The following is a 16180-nucleotide window of genomic DNA, read 5'->3' as shown; positions in this document are numbered from 1 at the left end:
TTGTTAATAAATAATGATGTGTAAATAAAATTTGATTTTTTTTATTTAGACGGTTCTGATTGCTTATCCAAATCGAACAAGTCATTAAGTACGTCTATTAAGGTTTCAGCTTCACCTCTTTTACATGCTGCTTTTAGCTGTAGTACTGGCAACTTCATGATTTTCTGCATCATACTTTTTGTTACAGTGTCAACAACCTTGGCCTCATCGCTAGATGCATCTTTTAAATAACGCTGAATTTCTTCCTGACGAATATTTTCTAAAGCTCCTTTTAGTTTTTTGATAGTAGGGGAAACGATCATTTCTTTTGACCAATCTTCAAAATCTACCAGCGACTCATTGATAATATTTTCTACATCTGGAACCGCAGCTATTCGCTTATTCAGTGTTTCTGAAGCTTTGCTCTGAATATTGTCAATATTGTAAAGTAATGCGCCCGGCACATCTTCAATTGTCATTTCGATACTCCTTGGAACAGAAAGGTCAATGAAGAACTTTGGGGTTAAAATTTCTATCTGAGAAACACTTTCTTTAGTAATGGTAGGTTCATTCTTAGCAACAGAAGAAACAATTACATCAAAAGAAGAAAGGCTTGTAAGTGCAGACTCAAAGCCCATTGTTGGGAAGCCACATTCAGCTCCCAATGTTTCAGCTTTTTCTGTTGTGCGGTTAGCAATAACTATATCTTTTTTACTACCCACAAAATTTCTACACACATCCTGACCAATTTCTCCCAATCCGAGGATCAATATCTTAGGGTTTGCAATTTCAGTGGTAATATCTTCAATTAATTCTTTGGTAGCATACGATACGGAAGCTGCACCATCCCTGAAAGATGTTTCCTGTACTACACGCTTATTAGCATAAAAGATAGTGTGCATCAACCTATGTAAAAATGGCCCTGCTGAATTTTCATCAGCACTCCATTGATAAGCTTTCTTTACCTGGTTAGAGATTTGAATATCACCAACTACCTGAGCGTCAAGCCCCATAGAAACATTAAAAAGATGCTTGACAGCGTCATGATTTTCTGCAATGCACGATAAATATGAAGCAACAACATCTTTTTTAACACCTTTGATCAAAGCAAGGCCGGTAGCAATTTCATTGTTCAGGTCAGTGCCTAAGTTGTAATAAATCTCAGTTCTATTACAGGTAGAAAGTATCAGAATATCAGTAGCAGCAGTGTTATTGTTAATAAACTGCATTAATTCTTTGGCCTGAGTTTCATCCAATGCCAACTTCTCGCGCACCTCAATTGGTGTGCTTTTAAATGATAGTCCGGTGACTTTGAAGTTATTCTCCATTAAGTTGCAAATCTAATCAGTTATGAATTGTTTTGAAAACACCCATCATTATTTAGAATGCATTCAAATTATTACATCTTACAAAGGTAAAAAGCTCAATATTTATTAATCCTATTCAGGTCAGATATTTAAATGATAAAAATCAGTTTGTTATTTTTTTTGATGTATAAATAATTAATGATTATTTTGAATAAAAAATAATTAGGAATAATTGAATAGAATTAATCATTGGTTAAGAAGTCAATTAGGAATATCTAAAACCGAAGCCAATGGTATGGTAATTCTGATTCCTTTGTTGTTCCTGTTCATAATTTCACCCTATTGGTATCGTAATTATAAGGCTCAAAATGCAGAGTTGCAGATTGAAGATCAACTTGTGTTGGATAGCCTTGTTGCGGTTTGGAGAAAGTCGATTATTATCGATTCTTCCGCTGGTGATATCGAGCCTTATGCAGTACACCGCTATAGTAAATTCAAGAATAAGCGTTTTGAGTCAACCGAAAGAGTTGATAAAAGGCCAAAACAAAAGGTTTACAAAACAAAAATTGAAATTTTTGATTTAAACACTGCCGATACAATAAAGCTTAGGCAAATCAGGGGAATAGGAAGTGTTCTATCCAAAAGGATTATTAAATACCGTGATCTTTTGGGAGGTTTTACCAATAAAGATCAGTTGAAAGAGGTTTATGGATTAAAGGATTCTGTCATCTTCGCACTTGATTCTATGTCTACCTTATCGGCAACATTTACACCAGCACAAATAGACATTAATAAAATAGATGAGTGGGGTTTATCTAAGCACCCTTACATTTCAAGAACATTGGCAAAAGCAATTATTAATTATCGGTTTCAACATGGGCCATTCAATCAAGTAGCTGACTTACAGAATATTCATCAATTGGATTCGTTAAAGCTGCGGCAAATAACACCGTACATTAAATTTCAAGAACCATAATTAATACACGGGAGTGTCTCAATTATTTATTATTTTTTGGTTACTTGGTTTCTGCTTATGCTAGATGTCCTCAAATCATATTTAAAACGGCTGACCAATCTATCAGCCAACAACAGGTCGCTGTTGCTTTTAAGATTGAATAAAGACCAATACCTTGATATAAAGGAGCTACAATTTATAAATAAAAATGGGCCATTTGGGATAATAGAGTCTCTTATCGGAGGGCACAGACATACACTTTGTCAGCAATTTGATAGCCGTGATGAGGAGACTAACAGAATAAGCCATCAGCTAAAAAAAATATCGAGAACCGAAAAGTTCATTTATGATGAACGTGGTTCAAAAGACCTTTATGTAGGGTGGCCATTTGTAAAGGGCAAACTGTCTGACGGCACTCCGTTGCGTGCACCACTATTATTTTTTCCTGTTGACCTTGATCTAACCAATGGTAAATGGATATTAAAACCCAGAGCTGAAGAAGGGCCTTCGTTAAATAAGTCATTTTTACTGGCCTATGGTCATTATAATGGAGTGAAAATCTCAGATGATTTCCTTGATAGAAACCTTGAAGATTTTGATACCGACAGTACCGTATTCAGAACTTCTTTATATCAGCTTTTTAAAGACAGTGATATAGAGCTTAATTTTAATCAAGACAATTTTCAGGATGACTTGCAGAAGTTTGAAGATTACAAGAAAGCCGATTTTTTGGAAAAATTTGGAGATGGTGAATTAAAACTATTTCCTGAAGCAGTTTTGGGTATTTTCCCTCAGTCGGGCTCGTATCTTGTGCCAGATTATAACACATTGCTTAGCAATAATTCTGTTCAGGATGTCGAGGAGTTTTTTATTGGCCGAACGCCAAAGGAAGAGGCCTCGGTTTATAAGCGATATTCATTTCTTGATAGTGTTGAAGAAGAAAAGACCTTCACTCCATTTAAGATGGATGCCCATCAGGAAAATGCCCTTAAGGCAATAAAGAAAGGTAATTCTGTTGTTGTTCAGGGACCTCCCGGCACTGGTAAATCTCAACTCATCTGTAATTTAATTTCAGACCATATTGCCACAGGCAAAAAGGTGCTGGTAGTAAGCCAAAAACGAGCGGCACTTGATGTGGTGTACAATAGAATGCATGAAAAGGAGATGACTCCTTTTATGGGGCTTGTTCATGATTTTAAGAATGACAGAAAAACCATATTTGAAAAAATAGCTAGTCAGGTTGATAGAATAGACGAGTATAAAATGCTCAACAATGGTCTTGATGCTATCCAGCTGGAAAGAAAATTTTTACAAATAAGCAGGCGCATTGATCAGATTACTGAAGAACTCGAAGAGTTTAAGTTTGCTCTATTTGATGAAAGTGAAGCGGGAGCTTCAGTAAAAGAGCTTTACCTTACTTCAGATTTAGAAGGCGAGGCCATCAATTTCAAACAGGAATACACCCAATTCAAGATCAATGAGCTGGATGATTTTATTCTGCACTTAAAGGATTATGCCGAGCACATCCAGGCTTTTGGAAGACCTGATTACGAGTGGTTTGACAGGCGTTCTTTTCAGCATTATAGTGTTGGGGACCAACGCACAATCAATGAAATATTAGACGAAATACCTGCTTATCAGGAAGAGATTGCGGAGCGGGCAGAGAAAATTGTAGGCTCCAGACTAACACTTGAAGATTTTGAGTTCATGCTGAGCAAGCGTGATTTTATTGTAGAGATGCTTGGTACATTAAAGAACGACAAGGCTTACAGCTACTTCCAGCACTTATCGGGTTTTAGTGATGCAGAGACAAGTACGCTGTGGTTATCAAATATTGAGAGGGTTTTGATGGAATGTTATAAGGGTGAAGGCCCAGAAGTTTCACTACCATCTGATCAGCTGGGTAAGTTTCAGGAGACCTTGCAGCGTAATATTGATGCACGCAGAAGTTTGTTTCGTTTGGTGAAATGGAGGTTGTTTTCAAAAGACAAATACCTCATCAAGAGAGTACTTGTTGAAAACGGGCTGAAGAGAAACCGGGAAGGCTTTAAGGTGTTGGTTGAGCGCATTGATAACAGGTTGAACCTGGAGCACAACCTTACCAAACTCAAATCCAGGGAATGGGTGCCAGATGTGCCTGCAAGCTATGAGAAGGTACATTTTCAGACATGGTTTCATTTGCTGAAGCTGACCATTAAGGCTAAGTTGATTTTCAATTCACTCAGAAATTTCAAGCAGTATTTCAGTGTTCAGAAGATGGAATATACTGAACTTAAAGATGGAATAGAACAGCTATTTCAAATTATAAAGGAGATACCCCAGAAGAAAGAAAGGTGGCTGATTTATCTTACAGAAAGTCAGATTACAGCGGTGGAGCGAAAGCCTGAGTATGTGAATCGCCTGAAAGAAACCCTTAGAACAGACTTTGAAGAGCTGTGTGAATTTGACAGGGTTAAAAATGAAATGGCTGTTCATGAAATAAAAGCCATTGATAAACTGATTCAGGAAACTGACATTACAGAATCACAGACATTGGAGAAAATTTTCCAGAACAGCCTGCGGCTGGCTTGGATAGAGCATATTGAGACCAAGTTTCCAATTTTGCGCTCTGTGTCTTCGCGAAAATTTCATAAGCTGGAAGCTGAACTTCAGAATTTGGTCAAAGAGAAGTTAATGGTTAGCAATGATATGTTGCTATTGCGGTCCAGAGAAAGAACCTATGCCAATGCCACGCATAACAGGCTCAATAATATGGTCACCTACCGTGATTTATACCATCAGGTTACCAAGAAGCGCAGGGTATGGCCGATAAGGAAAGTTGTGGCTGAGCATCAACGGGAGTTATTTGATTTGGTACCTTGCTGGCTGGCAAGCCCAGAAGCTGTGTCTGCTATATTTCCCATGCATGAGATATTTGACCTTGTCATTTTCGATGAGGCTTCGCAATGTTTCTCTGAGCGCGGAATACCAGCGATGTATCGAGGCAATAAGGTGCTGATAGCCGGTGATAGCATGCAGCTTCGCCCCAATGACCTTTATCAGGCCAGGTATGATGATGAAAATGACAGTCCTGATTTGGAAGTAGATTCATTGCTCGAGCTGGCCGATAGATATTTGATGGGTATTCAGTTGAATGGCCATTACAGAAGCCGATCATTGGATTTAATTGATTTTTCTAACAAGCATTTTTATGGTGGCAAGTTGAAACTCCTTCCTGATTTTGATGTGGTGAATAGCAAAGTCCCAGGTATTGAGTATCACAAAGTAGATGGCGTTTGGGAAAGCAATATCAATGATATCGAAGCTCAGAAAGTAGTGGAAATGTTGCTTGATCTGGCCAAAGAAGATAAGCAGAAACAAGTGGGTGTTGTTACTTTTAACGCGAAGCAGCAGCAGCACATCCTGGATAAAATTGATGAGGAGTTTATAGAAAAGGGTGTGTTATGGCCGGAAGGTTGGTTTGTGAAGAATATTGAAAATGTGCAAGGAGATGAGAAGGATGTGATCATTTTTTCCACTGCTTATGCTCCTGATGAAAAGGGCAAAATGAACATGCAGTTTGGTAGTCTAAATGCAGTACATGGAGAGAACAGGTTGAATGTAGCTGTCACACGTGCTCGTGAAAAGGTGATTATTATCAGCAGCATAATGCCTAATCAGCTGAAGGTTGAGGATAGTAAAAATGAAGGGCCTAAGTTGTTGAAGAAGTATTTGGAATACGCTTATCATGTCAGTCAGGGACAATTCAAGCCGTCATTGCCACAAATTAAAGGACATCGTCCGGACTGGTACCTAAAGGCAGCCTTGCAGAAGTGGACATCTGAGCAACTCGATACAGTAGAGCTTTCAGAAGAGTTGCCCTTTGCAGATATTACTGTTAAAAGTAAAGCTGATTATAAAGCGTTGATAATGACCGATGATGAGCTATATTTTGAAAGTCCTTCTATTAAGGATATTCATGTTTATACTCCTTTTACCCTCAGCAAAAAGCACTGGCGATTTAGAGGCTTCTTTAGCCGTGAGTGGTGGAGCCACCGTCAGCAAGTGCAGGAAACTATAATGAGGTTTATTGAGGGGTCTTAAATCAATTTGTTTGAGAACCAGCTAATGGAGAGGCAACGAATTTTTCTAAAAAGACATCAATTTTTCAAATATTCACCAATTAATCTTACACGGTAATAATGATTGATTCAATCGTTTGTTATACTTTATATTTCTGACCTTCAGATATTTATGTCATTAATTTTGAATAAAATCAGATAATTACTGTTTGTTTATAATTTTAAGTTAGTGCACATTTGTGCTCCTGATGGTTAGAGTAGCCACAAAATATATCCTTTCACTATGTATCCTTCTTTGGAGTGGATACGGTTATCTGTCTGCCCATACTGTCCACGATACATTTGCCTCTGATGCCAGCACTCAGTATCAAACGTATGTTAATGTTACAGAGGATCAGGCGCCAAACCCCGGTATTATAACCCCCCAAACTGAAAAGGAAAAAAGCAAAGATCCTATTGAGTTTGCAGAAGAAGAGGAGGTTGAAGAGAATAAGGAATCTTCCTCCAAAAGGTTATTGGAAATCAGTGATTACTATGTTGTTCTTCTTGACACCAAGCAAGCCCTATTTTATTCCCATTTTATCAAAAACTGCTTATTATTCTGTGAGCGGAGTTCCTATTGTTCTTATGAAATACCCCTCAATGTAGAGCTTGGGGTATTTTTAATATGATTTAAATCCATGCAGGCTTTTTATTGCCTGACAATATCCCTGTTTTCTTAACATCTTGTATTCGATAGCTTAAGCAAGGCAGGCTTTTGTGTTGTGCTGTTTGCGCTTCACAATAATCACAAAAATTTTATTGGTTAATAAATTTAAAACAATGAAGAGAATTCTCTTAATCATGGGTTTTGGGGCATTGATGTATAGTACAAGCTGCAACTCAGGCCATGGTGAACATGCGGAGGAGGAAACCAAATTTTTGGTGACCAGTCCGGCCAGAATGGATACATCTATTACTAAAGATTATGTATGCCAGATCCATTCTGTTAATCATATCGAAGTAAGGGCCTTAGAAAAGGGCTACTTACAAAGTGTATTTGTAGATGAAGGGCAGTTTATCAGGAAGGGGCAGCTTATGTTTCAGGTGATGCCGATGCTTTATGAGGCTGAACTGCAGAAAGCACAGGCAGAAGCCAATTTTGCTGAAATCGAATTTATGAATACTAAATCGCTGGCCGATAGCAATGTGGTATCCAAAAATGAATTGGCTTTGGCCAAGGCTAAATTTGACAAAGCCAAAGCTGAAGTGTCACTAGCTCAGGTGCACCTTGGTTTTACAAGAATAAAAGCACCTTTTGATGGTATTATGGACCGTTTTCATGTGAGGATAGGAAGCCTTGTTGATGAGGGTGAGCTGCTTACCAGTTTGTCTGACAACAGCAAAATGTGGGTTTACTTTAATGTGCCCGAAGCAGAATACCTGGACTATAAAACTACTATTAACAAAGATAGTCTTGTGGAAGTGAACCTGATGATGGCGAACAATAAAGTGTTCCAATACCCTGGCAAGATCGAAACGATAGAAGCCGACTTTAATAATGAGACTGGAAATATTGCTTTCAGGGCCACTTTTCCTAACCCTAAAGGCCTGCTAAGACATGGTGAAACGGGCAACATATTGATGAAAGTGCCTTACAAAAATGCCATGCTAATCCCACAAAAGGCAACTTTTGAAATACTTGATAAAAGATATGTATATGTGATTGATGAGCATAATACCATAAAATCAAGAGAGATTAAAGTAGCCGCAGAGTTGCCACACATTTACATAATTGAAGGCGGTTTGAAAGAAGATGATAAGCTCCTCCTTGAAGGCCTTCGTTTGGTTAGACAGAATGACGAAATAAGCTATGAATTTGTAGAGCCCAACTATGCGATATCGCATTTGAGCCTCTACGCTGAATAATTAAGTATCCCAAACTACAAAAGAAATGTTTAGTAAAATTATTCATAGACCGGTTTTCGCCATTGTAATTTCCATTATTCTGGTCTTTACAGGAATGCTGGCTATCAAGCAGTTACCGATATCGCAATTTCCACAAATTGCTCCCACAACAGTAAATATTTTTATAGCTTACCCTGGTTCCAGTGCCGATGTATTAGTAAAATCTACCCTTATCACCTTAGAAAATTCTATAAATGGTGTAGAGGGCATGCGTTATATGGCTACCGATGCTACCAGTGCAGGTGAGGCTACACTTCGTGTGATTTTTGAGCCCGGAACAGATCCCAATCAGGCAGTTATCCGGGTTAAAACCCGGGTCGATCAGGTGATGCCTTTGCTGCCCGAACTTGTACAGCGCGAAGGGGTGATTATCACGCCCATCCAGCCTAGTATGTTGATGTATGTCAACCTCTATAGTACAGAAGAGAGCATGGATGAAAAGTTCTTATACAATTATGCCAATGTTAACATGATCCCTGAAATAAATAGGATCAAAGGTGTAGCAAGAACACAAATATTGGGTAGTAGAACCTATGCCATGCGTGTATGGCTCAACCCTGACCGTATGCGTGCCTATAACATCTCCATTGAGGAAGTGATGGAGGCCATGCAGGAGCAGAGTATTGTTGGGCGCCCGGGTAGGCTAGGACAAAGTTCCGGAATTGAAGCACAATCACTGGAATATGTATTGACTTATAAAGGAAGGTTTAATAAGCCTGAAGAATATGAGGGTATTATTATCAGGGCCAATTCTGAAGGTGAAAGTATTCACTTAGGGGATATTGCCAAGGTAGAGTTAGGTAGTGAGTTTTTCGATATTTATTCCAATCTGGATGGCCATCCTTCAGCGGCTATTGTATTGAAACAGAACTATGGTAGTAATGCCAGTGAGGTTATTAAAGAGGTGAAAGAAAAACTCGTAGAGATGAAAGCCGAGTTTCCTCCTGGTGTAGATTATAAAATCTCTTATGACGTATCTCAATTTTTGGATGCCTCCATTGAGCAGGTAACGCATACCTTACGCGATGCTTTCATCCTAGTTGCTCTGGTAGTGTTCGTTTTCCTTGGCGATTGGCGTTCAACATTGATCCCAATCTTGGCTGTCCCGGTATCGTTAATTGGTGCATTCTTTGTCATGCAGTTTTTTGGACTTTCCATTAACCTGGTTACACTTTTTGCCCTTGTATTGGCTATTGGTATTGTGGTGGATGACGCCATTGTGGTAGTGGAGGCTGTTCATGCCAAAATGGAGGAGGAAAACATCTCCCCTTACAAAGCGGTGCAAAAAGTGATGCGTGAGATTAGCGGTGCTATTATTGCCATAACTATGGTAATGGTGTCAGTGTTCCTTCCTATTTCTTTCATGACCGGGCCGGTGGGTACTTTTTACCGACAGTTTTCTATCACTATGGCAAGTTCCATTGTGCTCTCAGCTTTAGTGGCGCTTACACTTACTCCGGTATTGTGTGCCATGCTATTGAAAAACAATCACGGTAAGCCAAGAAAGAAAAATGTACTTACTAAGGCACTGGACGCTTTCAATAGTGGCTTTGATAATGTGACAGGTAAATATGTTGGTTTGTTGAAAGTTATTGTAAACAGAAGGTGGCTTACATGGGGTATTTTGATTGCCTTTTGTATCGGTATATTCTTCGAGAATCAGATTCTGCCATCAGGTTTTATTCCAGGGGAAGATCAGGGTACTATCTATGCCATTATCCAAACTCCTCCGGGGGCAACTTTGGAAAGGACCAATGAGGTTTCTCAAAGGCTGCAAAAGATATGTGAGGAGATTGAAGATGTAGAATCTGTGTCATCTCTGGCTGGCTATGAGATTATGACCGAGGGTCGTGGTTCCAATGCTGGTACTTGTTTGATCAACCTCAAAAACTGGTCAGATCGTGAACATACAGTTCACGAAGTGATGGAAGAACTTGAGGAGAAATCTAAAGGCCTTGGTGCTATTGTCGAGTTCTTTGAACCACCGGCAGTACCGGGTTTTGGCTCTTCCGGAGGGTTCTCACTTAGACTGTTGGATAAAAATACCACTACCGACTATCAGGAGTTTGATAAGATAAATCAGGAATTTATGGACAACCTGCGCAAGCGTGATGAGCTGGCGGGCCTGTTTACTTTTTTCGCTGCTAACTATCCGCAATATGAACTGGTAATAGACAATGAAGCGGCTATGCAGAAGGGTGTTTCTATTGGCAAAGCTATGGAAAACCTTAATATACTCATTGGTAGTACTTATGAGCAGGGTTTTATCAGGTTCAACCGATTCTTCAAAGTATATGTTCAGTCTGGTCCTGAGTTTAGAAGGCTTCCTTCTGATATTCTGAAACTGTTTGTGAGAAATGAAGCTGGTGAAATGGTGCCTTATTCTTCTTTTATGAAGATAGAGAAGAAGCAGGGGCCAAACGAGATCACCCGTTATAACATGTACAACTCTGCAGCCATCCGTGGTTTGCCTGCAAAAGGTTTTACCACTGGTGATGCTATTGATGCTATTAGGGAAGTAGCGGCCAGTACATTGCCAAGAGGGTACGATATCGCATGGGAAGACTTGTCATATGATCAATCGAGGCAAGGTAATGAGTCATTGTATACTTTCATTATTGTTTTGGCCTTCGTGTATTTGGTATTGGCAGCTCAGTACGAGAGTTTCATCCTTCCACTGGCGGTAATCTTCTCATTGCCTGTAGGGATATTTGGTTCATTCCTACTCCTCAAATTGATGGGATTAGATAATGACATTTATGCTCAGGTGGGTCTAATTATGTTGGTAGGTCTGTTGGGTAAAAATGCCGTACTAATAGTAGAATTTGCTGTGCAGAAACACCGCCATGGCGCTACTATTTTAGAAGCAGCTATTGAAGGTGCCAGGGTTCGTTTCCGTCCTATTTTGATGACATCCTTTGCATTCATTGCAGGCCTTATCCCTTTAGTAATTGCACATGGAGCTGGCGCCATTGGTAATAGAACTATTGGTTCTTCAGCCATGGGTGGGATGCTGCTTGGTACTGTTTTCGGGGTGATCATAATACCCGGACTGTATTACATTTTCGGGAAAATGATTGAAGGTCGCAGTATCATCAAAGACGAGTATGACAGACCTTTAACTGAACTTCCACAACATCATAAATCGAAAGAAAAAAATGATTAAGAATATCATAAATAAGTGTTTGGGAGTAGCGTGCACGGCTGTAATTTTTACAGCGTGCACCATTCCTGCACTAGTTGACAAATCGGTGAATACGAAGACTCCTGAAAGTTTTAATAACTCTCTTGATCAGGATACAACCAACACGGCTAACGCCCATTGGAAGGATTATTTTTCAGATCCTTATCTCAATGCTTTGATTGACACTGCCTTGAGCAATAATCAGGAGCTGAACATCACATTGCAGGAAATTCAAATTGCCCGTAATGAGGTGAGGGCCAAAAAAGGGGAGTACTTACCATCTGTTGGTATTGGAGCAGCAGCAGGTGTTGACAAGGTGGGTAGGTATACCAGAAATGGTGCTGTAGAGTCTAACCTGGAAATAGATGAAGGCAAGGAATTTCCCGAGCCTTTGGGTGACCTGATGATAGGTGCTTATGCCAACTGGGAGGTAGACATCTGGAAGAAACTTAGAAATGCCAAAAAATCAGCCATGATGAGGTATTTATCTTCTGTAGAGGGTAAAAACTTTATGGTGACTAATCTGATAGCTGAAATAGCCAATTCATATTACGAGTTATTGGCATTGGACAATGAATTGGACAATGTGCAGAAGAATATCCAGATTCTTAATGATGCTTTGAAAATCGTTAAGCTTCAAAAAGATGCCGCCCGTGTTACTGAGTTGGCCGTAAAGAGGTTTGAAGCGGAGGTGCTGAAAAACCAAAGCCGTCAGTATTATATCAAGCAGGAGATTGTTGAGGTTGAAAATGAGATCAATTTTCTTGTAGGTAGATACCCGCAACCTGTTGAAAGGGATTCAGAATCTTTTATTGACCTGATTCCTCAATCCATCCAGGCAGGAGTTCCCGCACAGTTGTTAGAAAACCGTCCGGATATCAGGCAGGCAGAAATGGAACTGGCAGCGGCCAAACTTGATGTGAAAGTAGCTAAAGCAAGATTCTATCCTTCATTGGGTATATCGGCTGGGATTGGTTTTCAGGCTTTTAATCCAAGTTATTTGGCTAAAACCCCTGAGTCATTGTTGTATTCACTCGCGGGTGATATAATGGCACCTTTGGTTAATAGAAATGCAATAAAAGCAGATTATATGAGTGCCAATGCTGCTCAAATTCAGGCGGTTTACAATTATGAGCAGACTGTTTTAAATGCTTACATGGATGTAGTTAACAAACTATCGCTAATTGACAATTTGAACAGCAGCTATGAGTTAAAGGCTCAGCAGGTGGAGGCACTTAATCAGTCGATTACGATATCTACCACGCTATTCAGATCTGCAAGAGCAGATTATATGGAGGTACTATTGACTCAACGTGAAGCTCTGGAAGCTAAATTTGAATTGATAGAAACTAAGAAGCTACAGCTAAGTGCATTTGTAAATATGTATCAGGCATTAGGAGGAGGTTGGCATTGATGTAAAAGGTTAGCATCAATGCTGGTTTTGTTTAGTAGGAGGCCCTGAATTCAGGGTCTCCTTTTTTGTCGTTATTTTCCAGAAGCGGCTTTTGTTTGTTTAGAATTTATAATGCGTTCAACACTTTTTTAAAAAAGCTATGCAACCTAAATTTCAGACAAGAAAGAGTTTATGTTCTCAATGTACCATCCTCCAAAGCCTTTGGAATCAATAAAGGCCTGAAAGCCCTGTAAATGTTTTCCTGAATACTCAATTACATTACAGGCGTTGATTAAAAGATCCTTTAATTCGAGCGCATCAGAAGTTGTTGTTATGGTATCATCAGATGCCGAGAAAATAAGTATTGGCACTTGAATACTTTTAATGGCACTTGAATAAATCATCGAGGATTCTGGAAGGATTATCTCTTTATTCAATCGTTTATATCTTTCAACTATCATTGAAGTATCTGTTACGAAACCTTCTCCAATGATGAAATCAATATCCTCTTTGATATTTGGGTATGCTCTGGTAGTAACTGTCGTTCCCATTGACATACACCAAATACCAAGTTTTTTATTCTTGAACTTTTTTGCTGTTTTTCCTGCAACCACTTCGAGGTCATTAGAAAACTCTGTGTAGTACAGATAATTTGGGTCAATCTTAAAGTCAGTGCTTTGCCCAAAACCCCGATAATCAAAAGTGACAACAGTGTAACCGGCATTGGCCAGAGTAGCTGCCTGGTAAACAAAGTAGGACATGTTACCCGCATCCGGGTAGGCTAATATTAAAACAGTGTCTTTATCTGTTTTAGGGTTTGCAGCATATGTCCATGTATTTATCTGAGCCCCATCCTCTGTTACTACTACTGCTTGTTCATAACTCCAACCAATGGAATCAGGAGTCAAGATATAGTTTCTGTCTGGGTCTATTCCGTAAGATGAATGGGTAAACACATTTATTATTAAAATAGGTAAGAGTCTTAGCTTTAGAATTTTCATATCTTGTTATTTAATAAGCATTTTAACTCTTTAAGTTAAAATATTTCTTTCTACAATAACATTGTATTATTCTTACATTTTATCTGTTTGAGACAACAAAATCCAACATAGGCAGAAAGAAAAAGCGATAATAGCCTGCATTTGGCTATAGAGTTAGGAGTCATTTCTACGTCTCACTATTTTCACAACCCGCTTATATGCGATTTCTGCCAAACTCCATTCATAGCCATTAAAGTCAGTGGTATTGTTAAATTGGATAACAACAGCATCAATGTATTTGTGGTATTTGGCAATACTTTGATAGCCAGGAAGCAGACCAGTATGTTCGTATATGTAAATAGAGGAATAGATTTCCTGTTCCCCTTCATTGAACACCGAACCATCGTTTAATGCCCTCAAAAATACACCCACATCCTCTGCTGTAGCCACCATTGAGCCAGCTGGGTTGACAAAATCATTATACTTCAGATCGTCATCATACCCTACGTAATACCCACTCATCACATTGTCTATATTCACTTCACTAAGCAAACTGTAAGTATGGTTCAGATCAAGTGGCATCAAAATTTTCCTTTTGATATATTGATGATGGCTGTATCCCAATGTTTTATCAAGGATTTCGCCTATCAACAAATAATTCGTATTGGAATACCTGTATTTTTTGTCTGGTTTAAAGTCTGAAGGCTTATCAAGTACCAATTCAAGATTTCCCCTATTGGTTTTTGGTGGAGCTTCCCAATAGCCAGGGGTGTCGGTAAAATTGGGAATGCCACTCCTGTGCTGCACCATCATTCTTAAGGTTATTCTGTCTGAGTTTTCAATTCTATCAGCCAGTTCTGGAAAGTAATCAGCCAGTGTTTTATCTAAAGACAACTGATTGTCATTTACTAGTTTAGCAACAGCAACTGCCACATATAACTTGCTGATACTGGCAATCTTGAATAAAGCTTTCGGATCGGCAGGTATTTTGTTTTTTCGGTCATGCCACCCTGCTGCGTAAAACTCTGGTGGCTTTCCAGCTTGATCCACATAAACAATCATTCCATCAAATCCATGATCAATGGCCTCATTTAACTGTTCCTGAACGGTATCAGGCAGTGGTGAGATCCAGGCCTTTACCAAAATCCAGGGCACGAACGCCAATGAGCTTATGCTCCCAATAATAAGTGCGATTCTAATCATTCGAGTTATTTGTGTCTTTTGCAAAATATTATATTTGCTCGCAACAATGCATTTTCATAAAACTTCCCGTAAGCAATTTACAATAACGAGCTTTCGTACCATGATTTAAATTCAAAGTATTGAACACTATTTCAACTTCAAGCCGAACAACGGCCTTAACCATTTGACCCTCCCGATCAATTCATAAGTAACAAAACACCCGATAAAAGTGATGATAATCACCAGTGCAAACTTTATCAATGCAGCTATTTCCCATGGAAATATTAGCCAGGAAGCAAGATAAAGAAAAACCATATGCAGGATATAAACCGGGTAAGCAGCCTGACTCAAATAACTCAAAATGTTGCTTGGCTTGTTAAGGTATTTATGCCCAAAACCAAGAACTGTAAATATCCAAAGGTTGGATTCAATAGCCTTTAAATAATACGGAGCATTAAACTCACCTTCCAGAAGTCTAAGAATGTATAATGTGGCAGCAATAGCAAACAGCACCCATCGCCATTTGGTTACATTGTTCCAGAAAGGCTTGCCACTGTATACACATAAAAATCCGGTAAGGAAAGCGAGCATGCCCAGCCAAAACCCGTGGGCATTCATGGCATAATATTCAAAACTTTCAGGGTTCACCAACTCAGCTTCTGCAATAAATGGAATCAACAATAACAACAAGCCTATAGGTGTTCCCATCACTTTGCTGAGTACTTTATAAAACTTGTTTTCAGGATTATTTTTCAGATAGAAAAACAATGGCGTAAAGATCAGTACATAAACGAATATGTTGCCAAGAAACCACAGGTGCATTGGGTTAAAAACATACTCCAGATCCTGATGGTAGTAGTTTTTCCATAACAAAACATGCAGTGGCACAATAGCAGCCATACCAAAAAGGAAAGGGACTAAAATCCGCTTAGTGCGCTCTAACAACAGTGCCTTGATATCCCGCCTTTGAATGGCGAAATATACACCCATACCAGAAACAAAGAACAGTAGCGGAATGCGCCAAATGTTCAACATGGCCATGGGCGTCCAAATCCATTGTAGGGATTCGGTGTTCTGGATAAATCCGATGAACACCCCCCAAGGTTGAAAGCCAATGGCTATATGGTAGATCAATAATAACCCAATAGCTATGACTCTGAGCCAATCAATATCGTATCTTCTTTCAGACATT

10 protein-coding genes are annotated in these 16180 nt (G+C 39.2%); 6 read left to right on the top strand and 4 right to left on the bottom strand.

Features of this window, described 5'->3' with window-relative positions; all coding sequences use genetic code 11:
• Positions 1 to 41: 41 nt before the first annotated feature.
• The gene (hemA, locus tag RIB54_RS17565; RefSeq protein WP_350102106.1) at positions 42 to 1307 is read right to left on the bottom strand and encodes a glutamyl-tRNA reductase; all 1266 of its coding nucleotides are present in this window, start codon (positions 1305 to 1307) and stop codon (positions 42 to 44) included.
• Positions 1308 to 1518: 211 nt separating this feature from the next.
• Here hemA and RIB54_RS17560 point away from each other — a divergent pair, with 211 nt between their 5' ends.
• The 6 genes from RIB54_RS17560 (at position 1519) to RIB54_RS17535 (ending at position 12847) form a co-directional block, all read left to right on the top strand.
• On the top strand, positions 1519 to 2262 hold the full coding sequence (locus RIB54_RS17560) for a ComEA family DNA-binding protein (RefSeq protein ID WP_350102105.1): 744 nt from the start codon (positions 1519 to 1521) through the stop codon (positions 2260 to 2262).
• Between the two features lie 57 nt (positions 2263 to 2319).
• Positions 2320 to 6324 (top strand): AAA domain-containing protein, encoded by a 4005-nt coding sequence (locus RIB54_RS17555; protein ID WP_350102104.1) that lies wholly within the window; start codon positions 2320 to 2322, stop codon positions 6322 to 6324.
• 226 nt (positions 6325 to 6550) lie between these two features.
• Positions 6551 to 6973 (top strand): hypothetical protein, encoded by a 423-nt coding sequence (locus RIB54_RS17550; RefSeq protein ID WP_350102103.1) that lies wholly within the window; start codon positions 6551 to 6553, stop codon positions 6971 to 6973.
• A 151-nt stretch (positions 6974 to 7124) separates the two neighbouring features.
• Positions 7125 to 8210, top strand: a complete 1086-nt coding sequence (locus tag RIB54_RS17545; protein WP_350064833.1) for an efflux RND transporter periplasmic adaptor subunit — start codon at positions 7125 to 7127, stop codon at positions 8208 to 8210.
• A 25-nt stretch (positions 8211 to 8235) separates the two neighbouring features.
• Positions 8236 to 11415 carry an efflux RND transporter permease subunit gene (locus tag RIB54_RS17540; protein ID WP_350102102.1) on the top strand — a complete coding sequence of 1060 codons (3180 nt, stop codon included), beginning with the start codon at positions 8236 to 8238 and terminating at the stop codon, positions 11413 to 11415.
• A complete protein-coding gene (locus RIB54_RS17535) occupies positions 11408 to 12847 on the top strand; it encodes a TolC family protein (protein ID WP_350102101.1) in 1440 nt (479 codons plus the stop codon). Before RIB54_RS17540 ends, RIB54_RS17535 begins: the two co-directional genes overlap by 8 nt.
• A gap of 146 nt (positions 12848 to 12993) precedes the next feature.
• Here the strand turns inward: RIB54_RS17535 and RIB54_RS17530 are convergent, their stop codons facing one another.
• The 3 genes from RIB54_RS17530 to RIB54_RS17520 form a co-directional block, all read right to left on the bottom strand.
• Positions 12994 to 13827, bottom strand: coding sequence for an alpha/beta hydrolase family protein (locus RIB54_RS17530; RefSeq protein ID WP_350102100.1), 834 nt, complete (start codon positions 13825 to 13827; stop codon positions 12994 to 12996).
• 153 nt (positions 13828 to 13980) lie between these two features.
• The gene (locus tag RIB54_RS17525; protein ID WP_350102099.1) at positions 13981 to 15009 is read right to left on the bottom strand and encodes a serine hydrolase domain-containing protein; all 1029 of its coding nucleotides are present in this window, start codon (positions 15007 to 15009) and stop codon (positions 13981 to 13983) included.
• A 126-nt stretch (positions 15010 to 15135) separates the two neighbouring features.
• Positions 15136 to 16179: an acyltransferase family protein gene (locus RIB54_RS17520; RefSeq protein ID WP_350102098.1), complete on the bottom strand. Its 1044-nt coding sequence runs from the start codon at positions 16177 to 16179 to the stop codon at positions 15136 to 15138.
• Position 16180 lies beyond the last annotated feature (1 nt).

The organism is Fulvivirga sp. (genome assembly GCF_040218215.1).
Lineage (GTDB): Bacteria > Bacteroidota > Bacteroidia > Cytophagales > Cyclobacteriaceae > Fulvivirga.
Note: the sequence above shows the minus strand (reverse complement) of the source record. Positions and strands in the feature narration are given on the sequence as shown.

Excerpts from the sequence above, each read along its gene's own strand:
- hemA (WP_350102106.1), bottom strand. The coding sequence starts at position 1,307 with ATGGAGAATAACTTCAAAGTCACCGGACTATCATTTAAAAGCACACCA.
- RIB54_RS17555 (WP_350102104.1), top strand. The coding sequence starts at position 2,320 with ATGCTAGATGTCCTCAAATCATATTTAAAACGGCTGACCAATCTATCA.
- RIB54_RS17550 (WP_350102103.1), top strand. The coding sequence starts at position 6,551 with ATGGTTAGAGTAGCCACAAAATATATCCTTTCACTATGTATCCTTCTT.
- RIB54_RS17545 (WP_350064833.1), top strand. The coding sequence starts at position 7,125 with ATGAAGAGAATTCTCTTAATCATGGGTTTTGGGGCATTGATGTATAGT.
- RIB54_RS17540 (WP_350102102.1), top strand. The coding sequence starts at position 8,236 with ATGTTTAGTAAAATTATTCATAGACCGGTTTTCGCCATTGTAATTTCC.
- RIB54_RS17535 (WP_350102101.1), top strand. The coding sequence starts at position 11,408 with ATGATTAAGAATATCATAAATAAGTGTTTGGGAGTAGCGTGCACGGCT.
- RIB54_RS17530 (WP_350102100.1), bottom strand. The coding sequence starts at position 13,827 with ATGAAAATTCTAAAGCTAAGACTCTTACCTATTTTAATAATAAATGTG.
- RIB54_RS17525 (WP_350102099.1), bottom strand. The coding sequence starts at position 15,009 with ATGATTAGAATCGCACTTATTATTGGGAGCATAAGCTCATTGGCGTTC.
- RIB54_RS17520 (WP_350102098.1), bottom strand. The coding sequence starts at position 16,179 with ATGTCTGAAAGAAGATACGATATTGATTGGCTCAGAGTCATAGCTATT.